This window comes from Acinetobacter albensis (assembly GCF_900095025.1).
Classification (GTDB): Bacteria; Pseudomonadota; Gammaproteobacteria; order Pseudomonadales; family Moraxellaceae; genus Acinetobacter; species Acinetobacter albensis.
Map to the genome: position 1 here is coordinate 118,052 of NZ_FMBK01000009.1, position 23,364 is coordinate 141,415.

22 protein-coding genes are annotated in these 23,364 nt (G+C 39.8%); 14 read left to right on the forward strand and 8 right to left on the reverse strand.

Going from position 1 to position 23,364, the window contains the following annotated elements:
- Positions 1-6: 6 nt before the first annotated feature.
- A complete protein-coding gene (tviB, locus tag GA0116959_RS09085) occupies positions 7-1,284 on the reverse strand; it encodes a Vi polysaccharide biosynthesis UDP-N-acetylglucosamine C-6 dehydrogenase TviB (protein ID WP_092720360.1) in 1,278 nt (425 codons plus the stop codon).
- Positions 1,285-1,803: 519 nt separating this feature from the next.
- On the opposite strand from tviB, the gene GA0116959_RS09090 reads away from it, so the two are divergent.
- From GA0116959_RS09090 to ahr, 13 genes are all read left to right on the forward strand, one after another.
- On the forward strand, positions 1,804-2,904 hold the full coding sequence (locus GA0116959_RS09090) for a polysaccharide biosynthesis/export family protein (protein ID WP_092720361.1): 1,101 nt from the start codon (positions 1,804-1,806) through the stop codon (positions 2,902-2,904).
- A gap of 4 nt (positions 2,905-2,908) precedes the next feature.
- The gene (locus tag GA0116959_RS09095; RefSeq protein WP_092720363.1) at positions 2,909-3,337 is read left to right on the forward strand and encodes a low molecular weight protein-tyrosine-phosphatase; all 429 of its coding nucleotides are present in this window, start codon (positions 2,909-2,911) and stop codon (positions 3,335-3,337) included.
- A 19-nt stretch (positions 3,338-3,356) separates the two neighbouring features.
- The gene (locus GA0116959_RS09100; protein ID WP_092720404.1) at positions 3,357-5,546 is read left to right on the forward strand and encodes a polysaccharide biosynthesis tyrosine autokinase; all 2,190 of its coding nucleotides are present in this window, start codon (positions 3,357-3,359) and stop codon (positions 5,544-5,546) included.
- A gap of 230 nt (positions 5,547-5,776) precedes the next feature.
- Positions 5,777-6,709: an IS5 family transposase gene (locus tag GA0116959_RS09105; RefSeq protein WP_092720408.1), complete on the forward strand. Its 933-nt coding sequence runs from the start codon at positions 5,777-5,779 to the stop codon at positions 6,707-6,709.
- A gap of 245 nt (positions 6,710-6,954) precedes the next feature.
- Positions 6,955-7,659, forward strand: a complete 705-nt coding sequence (gene bamJ / locus GA0116959_RS09110; RefSeq protein ID WP_092720410.1) for a BamJ family beta-barrel-assembly machinery protein — start codon at positions 6,955-6,957, stop codon at positions 7,657-7,659.
- Positions 7,660-7,706: 47 nt separating this feature from the next.
- Positions 7,707-8,408, forward strand: coding sequence for a BamJ family beta-barrel-assembly machinery protein (gene bamJ, locus GA0116959_RS09115; RefSeq protein ID WP_092720411.1), 702 nt, complete (start codon positions 7,707-7,709; stop codon positions 8,406-8,408).
- Positions 8,409-8,724: 316 nt separating this feature from the next.
- Positions 8,725-9,477 carry a dienelactone hydrolase family protein gene (locus GA0116959_RS09120; RefSeq protein WP_092720413.1) on the forward strand — a complete coding sequence of 251 codons (753 nt, stop codon included), beginning with the start codon at positions 8,725-8,727 and terminating at the stop codon, positions 9,475-9,477.
- Positions 9,478-9,549: 72 nt separating this feature from the next.
- Positions 9,550-9,912 (forward strand): HIT family protein, encoded by a 363-nt coding sequence (locus tag GA0116959_RS09125; protein WP_092720415.1) that lies wholly within the window; start codon positions 9,550-9,552, stop codon positions 9,910-9,912.
- A gap of 397 nt (positions 9,913-10,309) precedes the next feature.
- Positions 10,310-11,344, forward strand: coding sequence for an A/G-specific adenine glycosylase (gene mutY, locus GA0116959_RS09130; protein ID WP_092720416.1), 1,035 nt, complete (start codon positions 10,310-10,312; stop codon positions 11,342-11,344).
- Positions 11,345-11,404: 60 nt separating this feature from the next.
- Complete coding sequence (locus tag GA0116959_RS09135; protein WP_092720418.1) at positions 11,405-11,947, forward strand: M23 family metallopeptidase; 543 nt, start codon at positions 11,405-11,407, stop codon at positions 11,945-11,947.
- Positions 11,948-11,963: 16 nt separating this feature from the next.
- A complete protein-coding gene (locus GA0116959_RS09140; RefSeq protein ID WP_053579118.1) occupies positions 11,964-12,209 on the forward strand; it encodes a hypothetical protein in 246 nt (81 codons plus the stop codon).
- A 22-nt stretch (positions 12,210-12,231) separates the two neighbouring features.
- Positions 12,232-12,795 (forward strand): DNA-3-methyladenine glycosylase I, encoded by a 564-nt coding sequence (locus tag GA0116959_RS09145; RefSeq protein ID WP_092720420.1) that lies wholly within the window; start codon positions 12,232-12,234, stop codon positions 12,793-12,795.
- A 28-nt stretch (positions 12,796-12,823) separates the two neighbouring features.
- On the forward strand, positions 12,824-13,849 hold the full coding sequence (ahr, locus tag GA0116959_RS09150) for an NADPH-dependent aldehyde reductase Ahr (protein ID WP_092720422.1): 1,026 nt from the start codon (positions 12,824-12,826) through the stop codon (positions 13,847-13,849).
- A gap of 87 nt (positions 13,850-13,936) precedes the next feature.
- On the opposite strand, the gene GA0116959_RS09155 is transcribed toward ahr, so the two are convergent.
- The 3 genes from GA0116959_RS09155 to dapB form a co-directional block, all read right to left on the reverse strand.
- A complete protein-coding gene (locus GA0116959_RS09155) occupies positions 13,937-14,827 on the reverse strand; it encodes a LysR family transcriptional regulator (RefSeq protein ID WP_092720424.1) in 891 nt (296 codons plus the stop codon).
- A 257-nt stretch (positions 14,828-15,084) separates the two neighbouring features.
- Positions 15,085-15,726 carry an START domain-containing protein gene (locus GA0116959_RS09160; RefSeq protein ID WP_053579122.1) on the reverse strand — a complete coding sequence of 214 codons (642 nt, stop codon included), beginning with the start codon at positions 15,724-15,726 and terminating at the stop codon, positions 15,085-15,087.
- A 57-nt stretch (positions 15,727-15,783) separates the two neighbouring features.
- Positions 15,784-16,605 carry a 4-hydroxy-tetrahydrodipicolinate reductase gene (gene dapB / locus GA0116959_RS09165; protein ID WP_092720426.1) on the reverse strand — a complete coding sequence of 274 codons (822 nt, stop codon included), beginning with the start codon at positions 16,603-16,605 and terminating at the stop codon, positions 15,784-15,786.
- Positions 16,606-16,891: 286 nt separating this feature from the next.
- Here dapB and GA0116959_RS09170 point away from each other — a divergent pair, with 286 nt between their 5' ends.
- Positions 16,892-17,152, forward strand: a complete 261-nt coding sequence (locus tag GA0116959_RS09170; protein WP_092720428.1) for a hypothetical protein — start codon at positions 16,892-16,894, stop codon at positions 17,150-17,152.
- 130 nt (positions 17,153-17,282) lie between these two features.
- Here GA0116959_RS09170 and dnaJ read toward each other — a convergent pair whose 3' ends face one another.
- The 4 genes from dnaJ to GA0116959_RS09190 all read right to left on the reverse strand — a co-directional run bounded on the left by dnaJ (position 17,283) and on the right by GA0116959_RS09190 (position 23,276).
- Positions 17,283-18,398 (reverse strand): molecular chaperone DnaJ, encoded by a 1,116-nt coding sequence (gene dnaJ, locus GA0116959_RS09175; protein WP_053579125.1) that lies wholly within the window; start codon positions 18,396-18,398, stop codon positions 17,283-17,285.
- A gap of 106 nt (positions 18,399-18,504) precedes the next feature.
- A complete protein-coding gene (locus GA0116959_RS09180) occupies positions 18,505-18,882 on the reverse strand; it encodes a hypothetical protein (protein ID WP_092720471.1) in 378 nt (125 codons plus the stop codon).
- A 132-nt stretch (positions 18,883-19,014) separates the two neighbouring features.
- Positions 19,015-22,149: an efflux RND transporter permease subunit gene (locus GA0116959_RS09185; RefSeq protein WP_092720473.1), complete on the reverse strand. Its 3,135-nt coding sequence runs from the start codon at positions 22,147-22,149 to the stop codon at positions 19,015-19,017.
- 20 nt (positions 22,150-22,169) lie between these two features.
- Positions 22,170-23,276, reverse strand: coding sequence for an efflux RND transporter periplasmic adaptor subunit (locus GA0116959_RS09190; RefSeq protein ID WP_092720430.1), 1,107 nt, complete (start codon positions 23,274-23,276; stop codon positions 22,170-22,172).
- Positions 23,277-23,364: the final 88 nt, after the last annotated feature.

The window sequence follows — 23,364 nt, forward strand, 5'->3', positions numbered from 1 at the left end:
TAACAATTAAAGACGAATATCAGATTCAGTGGCATCAAGTACATATTTCAAGTCGTATAAGACATGACTTGATTTACCCAACGCACGAATTGCATCTACACCCATATCTTTAAATTGATGATGAGCCACTGCTAAAATTACCGCATCATAGCTATTTGCTTCTACATTCTGTACTGGCGTAACACCATACTCATGCTGTGCCTCTGTAACATCTACCCAAGGGTCATAGATATCAACATCCATATGGTATTCTTTTAACTCATGTACAATGTCAATGATTTTGGTATTGCGAATATCTGGACAATCTTCTTTAAAACTTAAACCTAAAACAAGAACTTTTGCACCTTCAACTTGAATTTTTTTCTGAATCATACTTTTTACAAGCTGAGTAACAACATAAGCACCCATTGAGTCATTTAAACGACGACCTGCTAAAATAATTTCGGGATGATAGCCAATAGCTTGTGCTTTATGGGTTAAATAGTACGGATCCACCCCAATACAATGCCCGCCAACTAAACCAGGGCGGAACGGTAAAAAATTCCATTTGGTGCCTGCGGCTTTTAAAACAGCTTCGGTATCAATACCCATTTTATTAAAGATAATGGCAAGCTCATTAATTAAAGCAATATTGACATCACGCTGGGTGTTTTCAATTACCTTCGCTGCTTCAGCAACTTTTATACTAGATGCTTTATGCGTGCCTGCCTCAATCACCAAATTATAAACTTGATCTACAAAGTCAGCGACTTCGGGAGTAGAACCTGATGTGATTTTTAAAATATTGGTTACACGGTGTAATTTATCACCCGGATTAATCCGTTCTGGACTATACCCAGCATAAAAATCCTGATTAAATTTTAAGCCTGATACTTTTTCAAGTACGGGAATACACGTTTCTTCTGTTGCGCCTGGGTATACTGTAGACTCATATACAACAATATTATTGGCACTTAATACTTTACCAATACTTTCCGAGGCTTTAACGAGCGGTGTTAAATCGGGTTGCTTAAACTCATCAATAGGCGTAGGCACAGTCACAATAAAAAAATTACAATCTTTGAGATCGTCTAAATTAGCCGAATAACTTAAGTATTGAGCTTGTTCCAGCTCTTCAGGAGAAACCTCCAAAGTATGGTCTTGACCACTTTTCAGCTCATCAATGCGTTTTTGATAGATATCGAACCCGACCACAGGTACTTTTTTTCCAAATTCAACAGCTAAGGGAAGTCCCACATAGCCAAGTCCAATTACTGCAATTTTAAGTTCCGAGAGTTGCAACATTCTACAGCCTTATCTTGTTTATTTATGTATTAATAAAATGGGGCCAATTTAGCCGAAGCTAATATAGCAGAAACAATAACAATTTTTAATGACCAAAATATTTAATCAAAGATCTTTTGTGTTTAAAAAAAAGCAACAGAAACTGTTCAATTTCCATACAAACCCTGACAAATAAAATCTATATATAATCATTAGAACATCAAACTAAAACTCCCCAACTATGATTTATATAAATAAAACAAAAATGACACAAAAAAATTAAAATTATATATAGTTAAAAACATACAATAAAAACTAAGACAAGTTTTATCTTAAAAATGAATTTGTATTAATAATTATATTAAAATAAATCCACATAAAATTACATTCAAACCTTATAAGGAATTAGAATATTAGCCAATAAAGAGCATTTGATGGATTATAAAATAAAAGCAACAATTTGTTATTATTATTTTATGTATAAGCAGGTAAAATAGTCGCAATTTAAAATTAGATTATTTTTATAAAACAGGATTTCGAGTGAGATATTACCCATATTTTCTACTTTGTGCACTCACTGTAACAACTACAGGCTGTGCTGTTACATCGGGGCTGCAAACTTATGATTTACCTAATGAAGGTGTTTACCAAACCGAACTCGGCACTGCAGTCAATGTAGTGAAGTTAACTCGAGAATCCATTCCTGCGCTACAACCTGCGCAAATCAATATTCAACAAAATTATGCTCATTTATTTCAGACATCCCATAAAAACTATAAGTTAAGTGCAGGTGATATTTTATCAATTTATTTATGGGCTTATCCAGATATTACACTTATGAGCAGCTCTGTAAGTAGTGAACAATCGGCCCAAGCAAATGGTTATCAAATTGACCAAAGTGGCTATATTCAATTTCCCATGATCGGTCGTTACAAAGCTGCGGGAAAATCACTTTCTCAAGTCAATCAAGAGCTACGCAGTCAACTGGCGCGTTACTTAAAGACTCCCGATGTGATTGCACGTGTTGTTTCTTATCAAGGACAACGCTTTTCTGTACAGGGTAGTGTTACACGTGGTGGTCAGTTCTTTTTAAGTGACCAACCCATCAGTGTTTATACTGCTTTAGGTCTTGCGGGTGGGATAAATGAAAAAGGTGATAACACTGCCATTACCTTGGTTCGTCAGGGGCGTACCTATAACCTCAACAGCATTGAATTAGAAAAAGCTGGTCTTTCTTTACATAATTTACTCATTCAACCCAATGACACGTTATATATCAATTCAAGAGAAAATCAAAAAATTTATGTCATGGGTGAGTCAGGTAGAAACCAATCATTACCAATGCGTGATCAAGGTATGAGTTTGAGCGATGTATTGGGTGAAAGTTTAGGTTTAAACCCCCTTTCAGCAAGTCGCAGTAAAATCTATGTAGTGCGTAGCAACCCGAATGATGATGGTACAGAAGTTTATCATCTTGACTTAACCAGTATTGGTGACTTTGGCTTGGCCAATCAGTTTAAAATGCGAAGTAATGATATTGTCTATGTCGATGCTTCTGGTCTGGCGCGCTGGCAACGTGTCATTAATCAAGTTGTTCCTTTTTCAGGTCTTCTTAACACCGCTAATAATTTGAGCAACTAAGACTATGAATATTCAAAATATTCTGGTGGTTTGTATCGGGAATATTTGTCGCAGTCCCATGGCAGAGTATTTATTAAAGCAGCAATATCCAAATTTGCATATTGAGTCTGCAGGTATTTCTGGTTTAACTGGACATGCTGCAGATCAAAAAGCAATCCTGTGTATGCAGCGTCTTGGTATTGACATGCAGCCACATGTTGCCAAAAAGCTGAATAGCGAGTTGATTAAAAAGGCAGACTTAGTTTTAGTTATGAGTCAAAATCAACAAAAACATATAGAACAGACTTGGCCTTTTGCTAAAGGAAAAACGTTTCGATTGGGTCACTGGCAAAGTAAAAATGTGTCTGACCCATATCGACATGAACAAACTGTATTCGATGAAACCAGTCAGTTAATACAAGCATGTGTGACTGATTGGAAAAAATATATTTAACTTTTTGATAGCAAAAATTATGAGCCAAAATAGCAACACTGAAGATACCATTGATTTAAAACAACTCTTTTTTTCACTGATCACTCAATGGAAACTGATTGCCCTGTGCATGATTTTAAGTTTAGTTTGCGCATTACTGTATTTAAGAATTACACCCAATACTTACGCTGTTGATGCACTCGTACAGGTTGAAGAAAATAAGGGGGCCTCTGCTGCTTTACTGGGTGATCTGTCTAGTATGGTAGAACAAAAGCAGCCAGCCCAAGCTGAAATTGAAATTTTGAAATCACGTTTAGTACTGGGTTCAGTGATTAAAACCTTAAATTTAGATCTAAAGATTTCTGGTACTGAAAATGGTTTTTTTGACCGCTTACTTAGTCCGCATGATTACCAGACCAGTTATAATCCAAAATTTATTGTATTTAAAGATGATGCAAAATCTTTTGATGTTCGCCAGTTCGAAATACCCAGTTATTATTTAGATAAAAACTTATTACTCAAATTTAAAGATAAGCAATTTACGCTCACAGATAGTACTACAAACCAAATCGTTTTAACTGCCCCAATCAATCAGGCTAGCCAGTTAAATAGTGAATATGGCACATGGAAAGTCGCTATCTATACGCAAAGCACACTCAAAGATACGTATCATATTCAGAAAATGTCATTACCCGCAGCCATGAATTCGATTACTTCTAATTATTCTGTGGCTGAAAAAGGCAAATTGACGGGTATTTTAGGTTTAAATTATCAAGGTGAAGATAAACAACATATCACTCAGGTACTGAATGCAATTTTAGTGGCCTATAGCCAACAAAATATTGAGCGTCGTTCTGCCGAAACAGCACAAACTCTGAAATTTTTAGATGAACAATTGCCTGAACTTAAACAACAGCTTGATGTTGCAGAGCGTGAATTTAATAAATTTCGTCAACAGTTCAATACTGTAGATGTGACCAAAGAATCAGAACTTTATTTAACACAAAGCATTACCTTGGAAACATCTAAGATAGAAATTGAGCAAAGACTGGCAGAAGCGGCAGCAAAATATACGGCCGAACATCCCGTGATGCAGCAGATGAATGCGCAACTGACTGCCATCAATAAAAAAATTGGTGACTTAAATGGAACACTGAAACAACTTCCAGATTTACAACGTCGCTATTTACAACTGTACCGTGAAGTTGAAGTGAAAACTCAGCTGTATACAGCTTTGCTTAATTCTTATCAACAATTACGTATCGCTAAAGCGGGTGAAATCGGCAATGTCCGCATTGTGGATACTGCAGTACTGCCGATTACACCGATTGCACCAAAAAAATTGCAAATTTTAATTTTAGCTCTATTTTTAGGTGCATTCTTAGGAACATTATTGGCATTAATGCGTAATATGCTGCGCTCTGGCATTAAAGATTCAAGTCAAATTGAAAATGAACTAGACTTGCCTGTATATGCCACAGTTCCGCGCTCACCTATTCAAGAAAACCGTATTAAGCTACTCAAAAAGAAAAAGAATATTCCTATTCTTGCAGTTAAAAATAGTGATGATATTGCGATTGAAAGCTTACGAAGTATGCGTACTGCGATTCATTTTGCCTTAAGTACCGCAAAAAACAACATCATTATGATTTCAGGCCCTGCTCCAGAATTGGGTAAATCTTTCATCTCGATTAACTTAGCAACTATTTTGGCGCAGAACGATAAACGCGTATTACTAATTGATGCTGATATGCGTCGCGGTTATATGCATAAATATTTTAATCACGATGCACAACCTGGTTTATCCGAGTACTTAAGCAATCAACAAGGTTTAGATCAGATTATCCGTGATACTGATGTCAAAAACCTCAGCAGTATGTCGCGTGGTAAAAGTCCTGTAAATCCATCAGAACTTTTGGGTACGAGCAAGTTTGCAGAAATGCTGCAACATTTATCTAGCCAATACGATCATATTCTGATTGATACACCGCCTATTTTAGCGGTTACGGACGGTATTATTGTGTCGCAATATGCTGGCGTCAATTTGGTAATTGCACGTCATGCTCAAACTCAAATTAAAGAACTGGAATTAACGGTCAATCGTTTTGAACAAGCAGGCGTAAAAGTCACAGGCGTTATTTTGAATGATATTCAACGCACCACAGGCAGTAGCTACGGTTATGGTTATAACTATGCTTATGCTTATACTGCAAATAAAGACAATGATTAAATTTTAACATTAATTTTCAGCTCCTCTGATTCAATCAAGCCAGTATTTATACTGACTTGATTTTTTTAATACTTTTGATTTTAAAACTTCAATAGTCCCTCAATATTCAACACACTGATATAAAAATAAAACGTTTCGGAAATTAAAAAAACTTAACCTAATGTATGGACAATCATTTCATGTGCATACGGCTTTGTTGCATAAATGGTTAATGGCCCAATAATGCTAGGATGAAAGATACTCCAAAACCTCGTTATAAAACCCTCAACTGGCCTGAATACAACAAAGCTCTTAAAAGACGTGGGCGCATTGATATTTGGTTCAGTAAAGACTTGAAATGGATTATGCCACCACAAGGGAAGCATGGCCGTAATCGTATATATTCTGATGCAGCAATCCAATGTTGTCTTATGATTAAAGTCCTTTTACAACTTCCATTACGGCAAGTTACGGGGTTTGTTGAGAGCTTGATTCAGCTCACTGGTTTATCATGGCCGGCACCTGATTATTCCACATTAAGCAGACGTCAGAAGACTATTGATATCCAAATTCCTCACCAGAAAAGCCAGCAAGGACTACATCTTTTAGTCGATAGCACTGGTATCAAAATATTAGATGAAGGTGAATGGAAACGTAAAAAGCATAAGGTAGAATATCGAAGACAATGGCGTAAAATAAATATCGGTATTGATGCTGAAACCTTGCAAATACGTGCAGTTGAAGTCACGAGCAACAGTGTTGGGGACTCAGAGGTTCTACCGAGTTTAATTGATCAGATTCCTGAGTCTGAGCAAATTGTGACAGTCTATGGAGATGGTGCTTACGATACGAAGCAATGTTATAAAAGCATTATTCGACGTGGCGCTACTCCCATTATTCCGCCACGTAAAAATGCGCAGACTTGGAAATCATTAGAGCCTTATGCACAGGCACGCAATGAGACGGTAAGCCTCGTTAAAAAAGTGGGTGTGAAAGTATGGAAAAAATGGAGTGGCTATCATTGGCGAAGCTTGGTTGAGACAAAGATGCTTTGTATTAAGAGACTTGGAGAAAGGCTAATCTCACGAGATTTTGATCGTCAAATAAATGAAGTTCATGCCCGAATTGCAGTATTGAATATTTTCACTGCGTTAGGCCGGCCCAATACCCGAGTTGTGCCTTAAACTTATGGGGTAAGGGGAAATATTAATTTTTAGATCTTTATGCAACAAAGCCTGTGCATACACATTTAAAATTGGTCATTTTATTGTATTAAAAATGTTTTAACTATTCAGCCAGTTATAGAATAATAGGCTTGATCAGAATATATTGAGTTTCTAAACAATACAGTGCACTTGACAGATGTTGTTTAGAAAAGTCTGCTAAAATTAATGCAACTTTTTTATATAAAATGAATTTGGGAAAATCTATGAGTAAAGCCTTACCCATCGCTGTCGCAGTTGTTCTAGGCGGTGCTGCACTTGTACCTATTTACTATGCCACGCAGAACCCTGCAACTGTGACATCGAAAGCCTCAAAAAATGCATCTGCTGTTGAGAAAATTAGCTATGCGCTGGGCTATGAGGTTGCACATCAAACACCACCGGAACTCAATATTAATAGTTTTGTGACAGGTGTCCGCGAAGGCCATGCACGAAGTAAACCTGCTTATAGCGAAGAAGAATTGCAAAAAGCATATGAACAATTCCAAAAAGAAATGCAACAAAAACAGGTTCAGCAAGCAGAACAAGTTCAAACAGCCAGTGATTCATTCTTAACAGATAATGCAAAAAAAGCAGGTATAAAAACGACTGCCTCTGGTTTACAGTATAAAATGACCAAGGAAGGAACGGGTAAACAGCCGATAGCAACCTCTATGGTGACCGTACATTACAAGGGTCAATTGGTTGATGGTAAGGTTTTTGACAGCTCAATTGAACGTGGTGAACCGATTGAATTCCCGCTCAATCAGGTGATTCCAGGTTGGACTGAAGGTTTACAGTTGATGAAAGAAGGAGGCAAAGCCACGTTTTATATTCCTTCTCAACTCGGCTACGGTGAACAAGGTGTTCCAGGCATGATTCCTGCTAACAGTACTCTGATTTTTGATGTTGAACTGATCAAAGTAAAATAAAAAATTCAAGGAGAGCTTTTGCTCTCCTTATTTATCTCGAGACAAAAATGAAAACATCGATAATATTGCTTAGTTTATGCTTATGTAGCACGGTTAGTTTTGCAAAAACGGTAAACACAACCAGTAGTTTAAATGAACAGGTCGGCTACAGCTTTGGCTACTTGATGGGCCGTAGTAACGCTGAATCGGTGAAAGAATTAGATTTAGATGCCTTTATATTGGGGCTTAAAACAGCAGCTCAGGGTAATCCTTCCACCCTAACTGATGAACAGATGGCAAGTGTTTTGACCCAACATAAAAAACGTAGTGATGCGAAACAACTCATCGAACTCAAACAAAAAGCTGAAGCAAATGCGCTGATCGGTGCAGCTTTTATGGCCAATAATGCCAAAAAATCGGGCATCCAAACGACCTCATCAGGCTTGCAGTATCAGATCCTTAAACAAGGCAGTGGTAAATCACCTAAAGCAAGCGCACTGGTGAAAGTAAATTATGAAGGGCGTTTAATTGACGGCACTGTTTTTGATAGTTCGATTGCTCGAGATCAACCTGCTAATTTTCAAGTGAGTCAAGTGATTCAAGGCTGGACCGAAGGCTTACAATTAATGAAAGAAGGAAGCCAATATCGTTTCTTTATTCCAGCCAAACTGGGTTATGGTCAAATTGGTTCAGGTGATGTGATTGAACCAAACAGCACCTTAATTTTTGATGTCGAACTGCTTGAAATTTTACCGAACCCAAGCAAATAAATTGTCTTGGTTTAAAGCAGCAAAGAAAATAGCCTTGTTTGCTGCTTCCCCTTATTTTTAAAATATTTTTTTAATTTTCATGTTATTCATTGTCTAAATTGAAAAGTCTTTCGTTGTAAATCTAAAATCAGTTCATTTCATTTTAGACGTCTAATTTATTGATTTAACTCTCAAGTTCATCTGTGCAAAAATTGTTGCAATTTATGCATCATCCTATGTTATTAAAATAGAAGCCTCTTGTACAATCACTTTAAACTTTCAATTATACAATCTCATTCATTTTGATATTTTTGCATTTACCACAGGAATTAATGCTATGGCTTTCACCATTAAAACACGCGAGATTCATTACACTGCGGCAGATGGCACTTCTTTAGTCGGATATTTCGCCGCACCAGAATCGCAACATCCTGTCGCAGGTGTAATTGTGGCGCCAGAGTGGTGGGGAAGAAATGAATATACAGAACAACGCGCACGAGAATTAGCAGAGCAAGGTTATGCAGCTTTAGCGATTGATATGTATGGTGACAAAAAAGTGACCACTCAGGTTCCACAAGCCAGTGAATGGATGATGCAAACTTTTGATAATCCTGAAACGATTGTGACCCGTGCGTCCGCAGGTTTAGAGATATTAGCTGCCCAAGAAGAAGTAAATCCAGATAAACTGGCTGCTGTAGGCTTTTGTTATGGTGGCAAAGTGGTGCTTGATTTGGCACGCTCAGGCGCACCTTTACATGCAGTCGTCACTTTTCATGGCACCCTAACACCGAAGGCACCTGCTCAAGTTGGTGTTATCAAAGCTGAAATATTGGTGCTACACGGCGAGCTAGACAGTATGGTCACTTTAGATGATGTCGCCAACTTTAAAGAGGAAATGTTTGCCGCTCAAGTTAAACATGATGTAATTGTTTTTGAGGATGCTAAACATGGTTTTAGCAACCCGCTTGCAGACGAACGTGCCAAAGCCAATGGCGTCGATTTGGGTTATAACATTGAAGCTGAGCAACAGGGTTTAGCGGCGATGTATGAATTACTAGAACATTGCCTAACTGAAGAACAGACCGTTTAAGTATTTTTATTTTTTTCAGCATTGGCTGATATTATGATTCAAGATAATATTTTAACAAAAGAGGAGATCATCATGAGTGAAAAAAATTGCGCATATTGCAACTTTGATGAATATGACATTATTGATAAAAATGATTTTGGGGTAATTTTACCTGAGCCTACTGCGTTATCTAAAGGTCATTCAGTGATTGTTCCACTGCGTCACATCAGTTCTTTTTTTGAAGTGACCGATAAAGAACGCAAAAGCTTAATGTCATTACTTGAACTTGCCCGTAATGAACTTCAATTGCGCCACCAACCTTCAGGTTTCCATATCGGCTTTAACGATGGCACTGTATTTGGCGAAGCTTCTGAACATTTACATATTCATATTATTCCGCGTTATGAAAAGCAAACTTTAAAGCTCGATGAACGCTGGGGCATGATGAGTGAATAACGGTATTATTATCATCCTGCACTATTGCTTTCAAATCTGAGTACATGATTTAGGATGTACGGCTGTGGCATGGATGCCACACCTTACTCATTCTTCTACTGTCTTTTTTAACGACTACTCTTAAAGCTGTTTAAAACTAAGCTGTCGCTGATATTGGTTTTTTCTTATAGCTTTAATATATATGCTAAAAATCATCAGTTTAAAATAAAAGAACTCAGACATCTCCCAAGCAGATGCTTTCAAATATTTAAAAAAATAAATCAGTGCGAAATTTAGGTCTACTTATAGATAAAATGTAGCTCGGCACAATATCAGTTTCATTTTTTATTGTGCTTTTCAACGCTGACGCCCCCTATTTTTCGTTATACTCTTCATCTATTTTTTATACTCAGTGCGCATGTCATCATTTTCTTTTTCCGATGCCCTACTGGCTTGGTTTGATGTATACGGTCGTCATGATTTACCGTGGCAAGTGACCGATAATCCCTATCAGGTTTGGGTATCTGAAATCATGTTGCAGCAAACCCAAGTGAAAACAGTATTGCAATATTTTGAACGCTTTATTGCCAGATTTCCGACTGTAGAAGATTTGGGTCAGGCCAGTTGGGACGATGTTGCACCGTATTGGGCAGGACTTGGCTATTACGCACGTGCACGTAATTTACATAAAGCAGCCGGCATAGTGACACAACACGGGCATTTCCCCACCACCTTGGCACAATGGATTGAGCTCCCTGGCATTGGCCCGTCAACTGCAGGGGCGTTAATGTCATTGGGTTTACGTCAATATGGCGTCATTATGGATGGTAATGTCAAACGTGTTTTAGCACGTTTCTTTGCCATTGAAGATGACTTGTCCAAACCTGTGCATGAGCGTGCCATGTGGCAAATTGCAGAAAAACTATGTCCCGTTGAACGTAATCATGACTACACCCAAGCCATTATGGACTTAGGGGCGACGGTATGTACCCCCAAAAAACCCTTGTGTTTATATTGTCCAATGCAATCGCACTGCAAAGCACATCAACAGGGACGAGAAACTGAATTACCGTTTAAAAAACCCAAAAAAGCTGTCCCTGTAAAATCTGCTCAGGTTGTCGTCATACAATGTGCTGAACAATGGTTGTGGCTACAGCGCCCGCATAGTGGTTTATGGGGGGGATTGTGGTGTTTACCCATTATTGAAAATCCAGCTGAACTCGAACCATTATGTCAGTCTTTGGGCCTCAAGCACGTTGTGCATAATGTTCAAATTAGTCACAGTTTTACTCATTTTACTTGGCAGCTTGCAGCCATTTGCTTTGAAGTAGAACCTGACCAGCAAGAACATCTTGCCATTGAACTGAATGGAACGTGGTTAACGACACAGCTTGCAACAGAAATGGGGATTCCCACTGCCATGAAAAAATTGATCTCAGCTATAACTTTATGACATAGTCAGACACGGGAATACGGAACACTTTTAGGCTCTAAAAAACAAAAAGGATGATTCGTGCGACGTTTAATTTATATTTTGTTCTTGAGTTTTAGCATTTTATGGCTTGCAGCATGTACTTCTAGCCCAAAAAAACCTGTATCTGTCGTCTTGCCTGCATCTCAAGTACAAAAACTTAAAAATATGCAGCTTAAATCTTCCCTGCCTATACCAGTACAACATATAAAAGCCAAACAATTACGTGATACTTGGGCAGCCTCGCGTAGTCATGGTCGTCTTCATGAAGGCATTGATATTATGGCTCCACGTGGAACAAAAGTAATGAGTGCCACAGAAGGGCTAATTGCTGACTTACGCAATAACAATTTGGGTGGTAAAGTCATTTGGATCATGGGACCGGGTGGCAGTTGGCATTATTACGCTCATCTTGATGAGCATAAACGTGGCTTAACGGTCGGAGATTATGTCAAAAAAGGTGAGCTGATTGGTTATGTTGGCAACACTGGCAATGCACGACATACTGCGCCACACTTACACTATGGCATTTACTTAAATGGTAAAGGTCGTGGTGCGGTCAATCCCTATCCTTTTTTACGTTAAATTTTAGGAACTATTCATGTCAGAAGCATTAATCAACCGTCTTGTTGAGTTTGCCGAATCGGGTAATCAGCAGAAAATTGTCTTGGCTGGACAAAGCCATCAAGGTTGGGTGATGGAAATTACTGAAGAAGCACTTTTAATCAGTACTGGTTTTGCTGAAAAAACGGGCGAAGATAAATGGATCCAATTTAGCCAACTTCCGCAAGCCGAGCTTTATTATTGGGATAATCAACACGACCAATGGGCCGAATTTAAACTTTAAAACAATTTCAGGAGCAGCAAACATGTCGATTCAACGTTGTGGTTGGTGCTCCAACGATCCGCTTTATCTCGATTATCATGACCATGAATGGGGCAAACCCAGTCGTGATGAAGCACATTTATTTGAAATGTTGTGTTTAGAAGGACAGCAGGCAGGCCTCTCTTGGATTACGGTACTGAAAAAACGTGCGTGCTATCGGCAACACTTTTTTCAATATCCAATTGCAGAATTGGCTCTATTGAAAGATGATCAACTCGAACTTAAACTACAAGATGTTGGTCTGATTCGACATAGAGCTAAACTCAAAGCCATTCGTGACAATGCCCAAGCATGGCAAAAATTAAAGCAAGATCATATTAATGTGGTTGAATGGCTATGGAATTTTGTTGAACAACATCCTTTACGTAACGATGTGGCGGACTATCGCCATGCACCTGCTCAAACACCAACCAGCGTCGCACTGTCAAAAGCCTTAAAGAAACATGGTTTTAAATTCATCGGTCCAACCACTTGTTATGCTTTTATGCAAGCCGTGGGCATGGTCGATGATCATGAAAACCATTGTGCATTTAAAACAGTGACATAATTTACAACGATAATAAAAGGATTCTCTTATGAGTAATAATATCATTCATGCCTACGCAGCCATGCAAGCAGGTGCAGAACTCGAGCCTTATCAATTTGATGCAGGAGAACTACAGCCGCATCAAGTCGAGCTCAAAGTTGAATATTGTGGATTATGTCATTCGGATGTTTCCGTTATTAATAATGAATGGAATTCTTCGGTTTATCCTGTGGTGGCAGGCCATGAAATTATCGGTACGATTACTCAACTGGGGAGCGAAGCAAAAGGCTTAACAGTGGGTCAACGTGTTGGCCTAGGTTGGACGGCAGAAAGTTGCCAAGCTTGTGATCCCTGTGTTTCAGGACAACAAGTGCTGTGTACCGGTGGCTCTACGGCAACGATTGTAGGTCATGCAGGTGGTTTTGCAGATAAAGTTCGCGCTGGCTGGCAATGGATTATCCCCCTACCAGAAAATTTAGATCCAGAGAGTGCTGGTCCATTACTGTGTGGTGGAATTACTGTATTTGATCCGCTTTTACAACATCAAATTCAGGCTACACATCATGTTGGTGTGATTGGAATTGGTGGTTTAGGTCATATGGCGATTAAGTTATTAAAAGCATGGGGCTGTGAGATTACCGCTTTTACTTCCAGTTTAGATAAAAGTGATGAACTCAAGGCAATGGGAGCTGACCATATCGTCAATAGTCGTGATACTGGTGCGATTAAAGCACAATATGGAAAATTTGATTTATTGCTCAGTACAGTCAACGTAACGTTGAATTGGGCCTCGTTTATTCAGACCCTTGCACCGCACGGCACCCTTCATATGTTGGGCTTAGTACTTGAACCTTTAAAAATTAATACAGGCAGCTTAATTGGCGGTTCTAAATCGGTCACGGGTTCGCCTACAGGTTCACCTGCTGCTTTACGCCAATTATTAAAATTTGCAGCTCGTAAAAATATTGCACCGCAAATTGAAGTGTTTCCAATGTCACAATTGAATCAAGCCCTTCTACATTTACACTCAGGCAAAGCGCGTTACCGCATTGTATTAAAAGCTGATTTTATTTAAATCTTAACTTATGTATGTTTAAGACCTTTTATCTGCCAAGCGATGCATCGTTTGGCAGAGTTTTTAAAGATGAAGTATTTAAATCACTTAAAGATATTTGGACAATTTCTGGGTCATAAATTCGATAAATAACCGTACACGTTTGGGTAAATGTTCTTGTCGATAATAAACAGCATGGATATGTTGATAATCAATACGAATCTGCTCTTCAAATAAAGCCACCAAACGCCCTGCACGTAAATCGTCTTCGACCAAAAAACGTGATAAGCAAGTCATCCCCACACCTTGTAAAGCCAACTGGCGAACAGTTTCACCATTGGATGCTTTAATTTTCGGATGGGCGATAAAATCTTCGCCCTTAAACTTAAGTGGCCAAGTATTTAAGTGCGTCGGTTGGCTAAAACCCAATAATGTATGGCTGTATAACTCTGCTGAAGAATGTGGCGTTCCATATTGTGCCAAGTAATCAGGACTCGCCACGATATATAGGCGGCTCCGACACAGCAATTTGGCATGTAAACTAGAATCATGTAACTCACCGAAACGAATCGCTAAATCAGTTTTATATTCAAGTAAATCAATTACCTGATCATGATTGTTGAGTTCAATTTCAATATTAGGATAGAGCTGCATAAACTCATGCATCAACGGCACAATCACATGCAGCACAAAAGGTGTAGCAGAATCAATTCGTATTAGACCTGAAGTATCCGCATCGGCTTTTAATAACCCATCTTCAGCTTCAGTTAAATCGTTTAAAATTTTACGGGCTTTTGCAAGAAATAACTGCCCTTCTTGGGTAAGTTTGAGTTTTCTGGTGGTGCGCTCAAGCAAAGTGACATTTAATTTATTTTCAAGACGCTTTAAGGCACGACTTACGCCTGAAGTGGTTTGCTCTAAACGTTCCGCCGCCATCACAATAGAACCAGTATCGACAATGGTAACAAACGCATGTAACTCTTCAATTGTCGACTTCATCTTTATCCCATATATCAACGTCTAACCGATCATATTTCATGCAAATTCATAGACTTTTTTAATCACCCTACAATGATCTAAAGCATATTTTATGCAAATACATACTTTTAAAATGTGTTCAGCTGAATATCAAAAATTTGGCGAAACAACTGTCGTCTCTCCCATCATAAAGCCTAAAAAATGAGAGATGAAGTGCTATCTTTCCCCGAGTATAACAATTTTAAAAGTCCACCTTTGCAGACTTTTTCAGGCGTAATCTAACGTAAGGCTTCCGGTAAAACAGGAACACTTGAACTTTTCCCAAGCTCTGTCTTCATTTTTTGCAACATCTGATAAGGCTGCTGTTCCACAAACAAATTAACGAATTTTAAGGGAATAGAGCCTTCTGGATTGGCATAACCATAGGTCGAAACTTTGACTTTATTATTGGCCAGTTTCTGAAAAGTCCAATCGCCTTGATAATCGTTCAAACGGACATAATTCGGATTTTTTGCATAGCCTTTATCAATCGCTTTATTTTTAATACTAATGATGCCTTGGGCATTTTTTTGTATTTTACCTTGCACCACTAAATCACGATCTTTTAGCGGAAAAGGAAAATCTAGCACCATATAGAGCAAAAATTCACCTTTTTTATCATCCCGAGACAGTACTTTCACACTGCCCATGTAGGGTACCCATTTGACAGCATTCTCTACATCTAAAACCAAACTGACGGCTTTTTCTATAGACGTGTCATATACCGTTTCAGCTCTGTAAGAAAACACTGGGTTTTGACTGTTTTGATAAGTCCACACTTTGATATTATTTTTATTAATACTCAAGGTCTGCTCGGCCGTTTTTGCCTGTGCTGTAGCAAACATAGCTACGGCACAGACCATCAAGATCACTTTTTTCATTCCATTGAACTTCTTATTTTAATTGGGTGGAGGCGTTATCCATTCTATTTAACTATTTTAAAGCTGAATATCATTAAATCCCAGTACATCTTTCATGTCATATTTTCCTGCATCTCGTCCAACCACCCAAGCCGCAGCACGCACCGCACCTGATGCAAAATTCATTCGATTGGTGGCTTTATGGGTAATTTCAACACGTTCGCCATCACCAATAAACATAGCAGTATGCTCACCCACAATATCGCCCCCACGAATGGTTTGAAAACCAATGGTTTGACGATCACGCGGTCCAGTATGACCTTCACGGCTATATACAGCCACCTCTTTTAAATCGCGTCCCAAAGTATCGGCAATGGCATCACCCATCATCAATGCGGTGCCCGATGGTGCATCTACTTTATGACGGTGATGGGCTTCAATCACTTCGATATCGACTGTATCACCAAAAACTTTAGCCGCCAGCTCTAACAGCTTAATAGACACATTTACCCCAACAGAATAGTTAGCTGCATAAACGACTGGCGTTTGTGCTGCGCTTTCATTTAAAAAAGCTTTTTGTTCGTCGTTCATGCCAGTCGTACCAATGACAATCGCAACGCCAGCTTCTCGGCATAATTTTAAATGCTGCTGGGTCGCTACAGGCGCCGTAAAATCAATAATGACATCACAATCTTTTAATATATCTTGCAAGCTCCCCACAACCTTGACACCCACAGTTCCAATCCCTGCAATTTCTCCCGCATCAGCACCAATTAAGCTACTTTCAGGACGCTCAACGGCAGCTGCAAGCTGATAACCCGCTTCTTGAACGGCTTGAATGAGGATGCGTCCCATACGACCGCCTGCACCCAATACACCAATGCGTGGAGCTGCTGACATAACATATTCCTAATGTTGATTCTAAATTGTGCTTACTATAGCAAAACTCTGTAGCGAGACTAAGTTTCTACTTGAAAAAAGTTTAACGAAAAACTGTATTTTGTGGCTTTATCATAGATGATCAGGGGCAAATATGCGCATGATGAAGCGCTCTTAAAACTGAAGTCATCCTAGAAAACAAAACCTTAAAAATAATGCTGGAAGAGGATCTATTTTCATATCTCTGTAAACATCACTGCGCAAACTACGCAACACCAATGCAAAAAATCATGATCAGGGAATCAACATGCATCTTCACAAATTCTTAATGGGTCTTTTCACTGTAGCTTTCATGACGAATGTCTGGGCAGAACCTGCATTACAAGCAGGCGATACCTTGGAAAGTTTATCTAAGGTCCAGATTCGTACCACAGTTACGCCGTCCACCACGATGATGCTTGAAAACAAACCGCTTCAACAAACTATGCCAAGTTCGACTGAACAGCCAACTGAACCTGAAAATAATGTAGTCGATGTAAAAGAAATTGATGCACCGATCTTTGAGTAAACAGACATGAAGTACTGATCCTTCAAGATCATTCTTCTAGTGCTATTTAAAATATAAGCATAAATTTAAAAAATAAGCATAAAAAAAGGGCGGTCTTTAGACCACCCTTTTTTACATCTCGCGGTTTGAATTAATCAAACAAACCAAAAAATGATTTTTTCTTCGGTGATGATTTGCTGTCTTCACCATCCATCGTTTCTTGCAACTCTTTCAGCAACTCACGTTGACGGGCAGTTAAATGCACGGGTGTTTCAACTACAACGCGGCAGAGTAAATCACCTTGCATACTGGTACGCACAGGTTTAACACCTTTACCTCGTAAGCGGAACATTTTACCCGTTTGAGTCCCTTCAGGAATTTTTAAACTGACACGACCATCTAAGGTTGGAATCTGAATTTCTTTACCCAAAGCAGCATCGGCAATGCTGACAGGCACATCCATATAGAGATCCGCACCATCACGCTGGAAGATCTCGTGTTCACGTACCACGACTTCAACATACAAATCGCCTGACTGACCATCGCCAATGGCTTCGCCTTTGCCCGTTAAACGAACGCGATCGCCATTGTCTACGCCTGCAGGAATAGTCACTTCAAGCGTTTGCTGACGGTCTTTTACACCTGAACCATGACATGTATTACATGGATTCTTAATGATTTTACCTTGCCCACGACAAGTGCTACAGGTTTGCTGTACCGAAAAGAAACCTTGCTGCATACGCACTTGACCTGCGCCATGGCAAGTTTTACAGGTTTGGACATCATTTGGTGTTTTTGAACCTTTGCCATCACAGCTATCGCACGGTGCTGGTGCCGTAAAGGTAATGGTTTTTTTAATGCCTTTGACCGCTTCTTCAAGCGTTAATTCCATAACATAGCGAAGGTCTGATCCACGACGCGCACGTTGTTGACCGCGTCCACCGCCCCCACCGAAAGCGCCACCGAAAATATCACCAAACTGGCTAAAGATATCTTCTGCACTAAAACCACCGCCAAAGCCGCCACCGCCGCCCATACCACCTTCAAAGGCGCTATGCCCCATTCGATCATACATGCTGCGTTTTTCGCTATCCGATAAAATTTCATAAGCTTCAGCAGCTTGCTTAAATTTATCTTCAGCTTCTGGGTTGTCTGGGTTACGATCTGGATGATATTTCATCGCCAACTTACGGTAGGCTTTTTTAATTTCATCATCACTAGCGGTTTTAGCGACGCCCAAAACCTCATAATAATCACGTTTAGCCATGTCTGGCGATGCTCCTCACGGAATTTTGATAATACTTAACTGTGGTCTGAAATTGGGGGTCAAACCAAATTTTTCAAGGGCAGTTAAGAAAAAAAGTGCAGTTCTTTTAAAAAACAGCTTTGTTTTTAAAAAAACGAGAGAGGCCTTTCAGCCAAGCATTGAGTAAAAACAAAAAGGCAATCAGAGTAAATACCACACCCATCACCATACAAGCAGTGACCCAGAGCGCGCTATTCCAGTAGAAAAAAATCAATGGAATAAACCAAAGTGCAGCAAAACAGATCAAAATAGAATAAATAGCCACATTTCGCATAATCCATAAAGCTTGGGCTTGTAACCATACTTCGGCATTCTCTGTTTGCGTGATTTTTCGTGCATACCAATAAGCAAATGCACCACCAATCACAGTAAACAAAGCTAGAAACATGAAGACATAGGAAATCGCAATGGAACGGCGAAGTCGGATTAAGTTGTCTTGCTTCATGTGCATCTAAACCCCATTTACTACATGGTTAGTTTTTTAATATGTAGTAAATTACTTTATAGAAATGTATAAAAATATAAGATGCTACTATATTGAAATTTTCAATATTTCGCACCTTTTATTGATAAAAAATTATACTGGATGCGTATTTTTTTTCACTTTAAACCATTGTGCATATAAAGCGGGCAAGAAGAACAGGGTTAATAGCGTTGCCACAATTAATCCCCCCATAATCGCCACGGCCATCGGCCCAAAGAAAATACTTCGTGATAATGGAATCATGGCGAGAACCGCAGCCAATGCAGTCAGTACAATTGGACGACAACGACGCGTTGTCGCATCAATAATGGCTGACCACGAATCCTGACCAGCTTGAATATCTTGTTCAATCTGATCGATTAAAATCAATGAATTACGCATGATCATGCCCGAAAGTGCAATAGTACCGAGCATTGCTACAAAACCGAAGGGTTTATTGAACAATAATAAAAAGAACACGACTCCAATTAAGCCCAAGGGTGCAGTTAATAAAACAATCGTGGCACGTGACATACTCTTTAATTGAATCATTAATAATGTCATGACCACCGCCAAAAAGAACGGCATGCCTGCATTAACCGAGTTTTGTCCACGTGCAGACTCTTCCACTGTTCCGCCCACCTCGACCAAATATCCACTTGGCAATGTCGCGCGTAGTTGCTGTATTTTTTCATCCAGCTCATCGACCACGCTCGCAGGTTGTAATTTGCTGCGAATATCTGCCCGAACCGTGATAGTCGGCAAACGATTACGATGCCAAATTAAACCATCCTCAAAACCATATTCAATCTGGGCAATTTGTGCCAAGGGTACAGATTTACCATTTGCGGTAGGTACGGCTAAACTGGACAATGACGCCACTTCCAAACGCTCAGTTTGGTCTCCGCGTAGACGAATTTCAATGAGTTCGCGTTTTTCACGATACTGATTGATGGTTGCGCCACTAATCGAACTATTTAAAAAATTGGCTAAATCTACACTCGATACCCCTAATTGACGGGCACGATCCTGATCGATTTTCAAACGAATGACTTTGCTTGGTTCACCCCAATCTAAATGCACATTGCTGGTATTGGGATTATCCCCCACCACGGCAGCCACTTTTTGTGCCCACTCGCGGACAGAATGTAAGTCTTCACCTGAAATACGATATTGCAGTGGATAACCCACAGGCGGACCATTTTCTAACAGTGAGACGCGTGTACGTACATCAGGCAATAATTGACGAATTTGCTGATCTAAAGAATGACTAATTTCATCACGGTCATCTAAGGATGAAGCCAAAACCACAAATTGAGCAAAACTGGCTTGAGGCAATTGCTGATCGAGTGGCAGATAAAAACGGGTTGAACCCGTACCTACATAGGCCACATAATTTTCAATACCTTCTTGGGTTGATAAGAATTTCTCCACTTTTTTTACCGCATTTTCAGTCGAAGTTAACGATGCACCTTCTTCCAGTTTTAAATCGACCAAAATTTCTGCACGGTTTGACGGAGGAAAAAACTGTTGGGGTACCAGTTTAAACATGAGAACCGACAACACAAAAATACCTATCGTAGTCCCAATCACAGTCTTACGATAGGTCAAACAAAAATCGACCCAACTGCTAAATTTTCGATAAAACGGAGTTTGATACGGGTCATGGGCTTCGCCTGCATGATGCACAACAGGTTGCGGAGCAGGCTGTTTACGTAAACGCGCCCAAAGCCTTTGATACCAAGGGGCTTTTTGGGACAAGTTGTTAAAATCGGGCAGCAATTTATCCCCTAGATAAGGCACAAACAGCACCGCTGCAAACCATGACACAATCAGTGCGATAGTCACCACTTGGAAAATAGAACGGGTATATTCCCCTGTACTGGAAGCTGCAGTAGCAATTGGTAAAAATCCAGCAGCGGTAATTAAGGTTCCCGTCAACATGGGAAATGCGGTGGTCTTCCATGCAAAACCAGCAGCTTCTAAGCGGCTATAACCCTGTTCCATTTTAATCGCCATCATTTCAATGGCAATAATCGCATCATCGACCAGTAGGCCTAAGGCTAAAATGAGTGCACCCAAGGAAATTTTATGCAGCCCCACATCAAACAGATGCATGCCTGCAAAAGTCATGGCGAGCACCAGTGGAATTGAAAATGCCACCACCAATCCAGTACGAAAACCTAAAGAAAAAAAGCTAACCAGTAAAACAATAATGACGGCTTCAGCCAAAACCTTCATAAACTCATTGACACTACGTTTCACAGCCACAGGCTGATCAGATACTTTTTTCAGCTGCATGCCTAAAGGCAAAGACTGTTGTAATTGTGCAAATTCGGTTTCGAGGTTTTTACCTAAGGCCAGAATATCGCCACCTTTACGCATGGAAACTGCAATACCAATACCATTTTCACCCATAAAACGCATACGGGGTTGAGCAGGTTCACTAAAGCCACGATAAATTTCAGCCACATCGCCCAATTGAATGGTTTTGCCTGCCACCAAAAGTGGCATTTGCTTTAGTTCATCGACACTTTTAAGCTGTCCACTGACCCGCATTTGTATACGGTCCGTACCTGTTTCAAAGAAACCTGCGCTGGCCACAGTATTTTGTTGTTGCAGCGCTTGTTGGATGGCCGTTACAGGAATACCCAATTGCGCAGCTTTGGTATTGGACAATTCAATCCAGATTTTTTGGTCTTGTAACCCGACCAAATTGACCTTACCGACATCTTTTACCCGTTGAAGTTGGAGTTGTAAACGGTCTGCATATTCCTTTAAAACATCGTAGCTAAAATCATGTCCAGTCAGCACATAAATATTACCGAAAGTATCGCCAAATTCATCGTTGAAAAATGGACCTTGAACACCTGTAGGCAATTGCTGCTGAATATCACCGACTTTTTTTCGGACTTGATACCAGACATCCGGAATTTGACTCGCAGGTAAAGAATCTTTGGCAACAAAAGTAACCATCGACTCACCTGGACGCGAGTAGGCCATAATCCGTTCATATTTGCCTGTGCTCATCAGTTCTTTTTCAATACGGTCCGTGACCTGTAATGAAACCTCTTCAGCCGTTGCACCGGGCCAATATGTTTGAATCACCATGACTTTAAAGGTAAATGGCGGATCTTCGCTTTGCGCCAATTTGGAATAGGATACGATACCAACAATGCCTAAAAGCAACATGAAATAAAGGATCAAACCTTTATTTTTAAGTGCCCACTCAGATACGTTAAAATTCATGGCCGATTTAATCGTTGGCTTCATGAAGGTGCTCCTGCCTGAATGTTTACGGCACGATTTTCTCGGTCAATTGGCTGAATTTTTTGTTTTTCACGCAATAAATGCACGCCACCAATCACCACATAATCTGTCGCTTTTAAGCCGGATAACACAGGCACACTGTCACGGCCATAAGCACCTAAACTGACAAAAACTTTATGAATACTTTGATCAGGTTTAACCACCCAAACATAGGCCTGTTTTTCTATTGCAGATACACTGGATAAAGGTACGCTCAACACGTTCTGTTCAGTATGATTAAAAAACACTCGCGCACTTTGTCCTAGTTGAATGGCAGAATTTCCTTCACGTAAGGCAACTTTTACACTGAAGGTGCGCGACTGATCTGCTGCAGGTGAGATTTCACGCACATAAGCGGAAAATTTGTCTTGCGGTTTGCTCCATAAAGTCACCCATGCAGTTTGACCGACTTTAATGTCTGCAATGGCTTGTTCAGGTACCCCAATGACCACTTCACGATCACCGGCAATCGCAATTTGATACACTGCCTGTCCAGCAGCAACCACCTGCCCCACTTCAATATTACGTGCAGTAATGACCCCATTCTTATTGGCCAGCAACTGGTTATAACCCGTCTGGTTTCGGCTAACGTCATAATTCGATTGTGCTTGTTTTAAGCCTGACATTGCCGATTTATATTGGTTTTCAACTGCATCATATTGCGAACGACTCACCGCATTCATGGGCAATAATTGTTTAAAACGTTTCAGCTCTGCTTCAGCATTTTTAGATGTAGATTGTGCACTTTCCAGTTGAGCCTGAGCAGCATTAAGCTGTAACTGTGCATCTTTTACATCGAGTTTCGCTAAAACTTGTCCCACTTTAACTTGATCACCGACATCAACGTAGCGTTCAATAATTTGTCCACCGACCCGAAATGCCAAAGCCGTCTGTTGACGTGCCTGTACATCACCTGCATAACTTTTTTGTTCATTGTGCGTGGTCTCAGGTTGAGCGACCATGACAAAGGGAATATGTTCCGTTTCAGCTACATCTTTGCTGCATCCTGTTAAGGTTATACTGCAAATGATCACCATGCTGGTCACGAGAGTCTGAATTGTGCTCATGAAGTTCGCTCTTATTTAAAAATGATTTTTAAGGCAAAATAAGATGTATCTTAAATTGTTTATTTTTTAATTAATATACCTAGTGGTA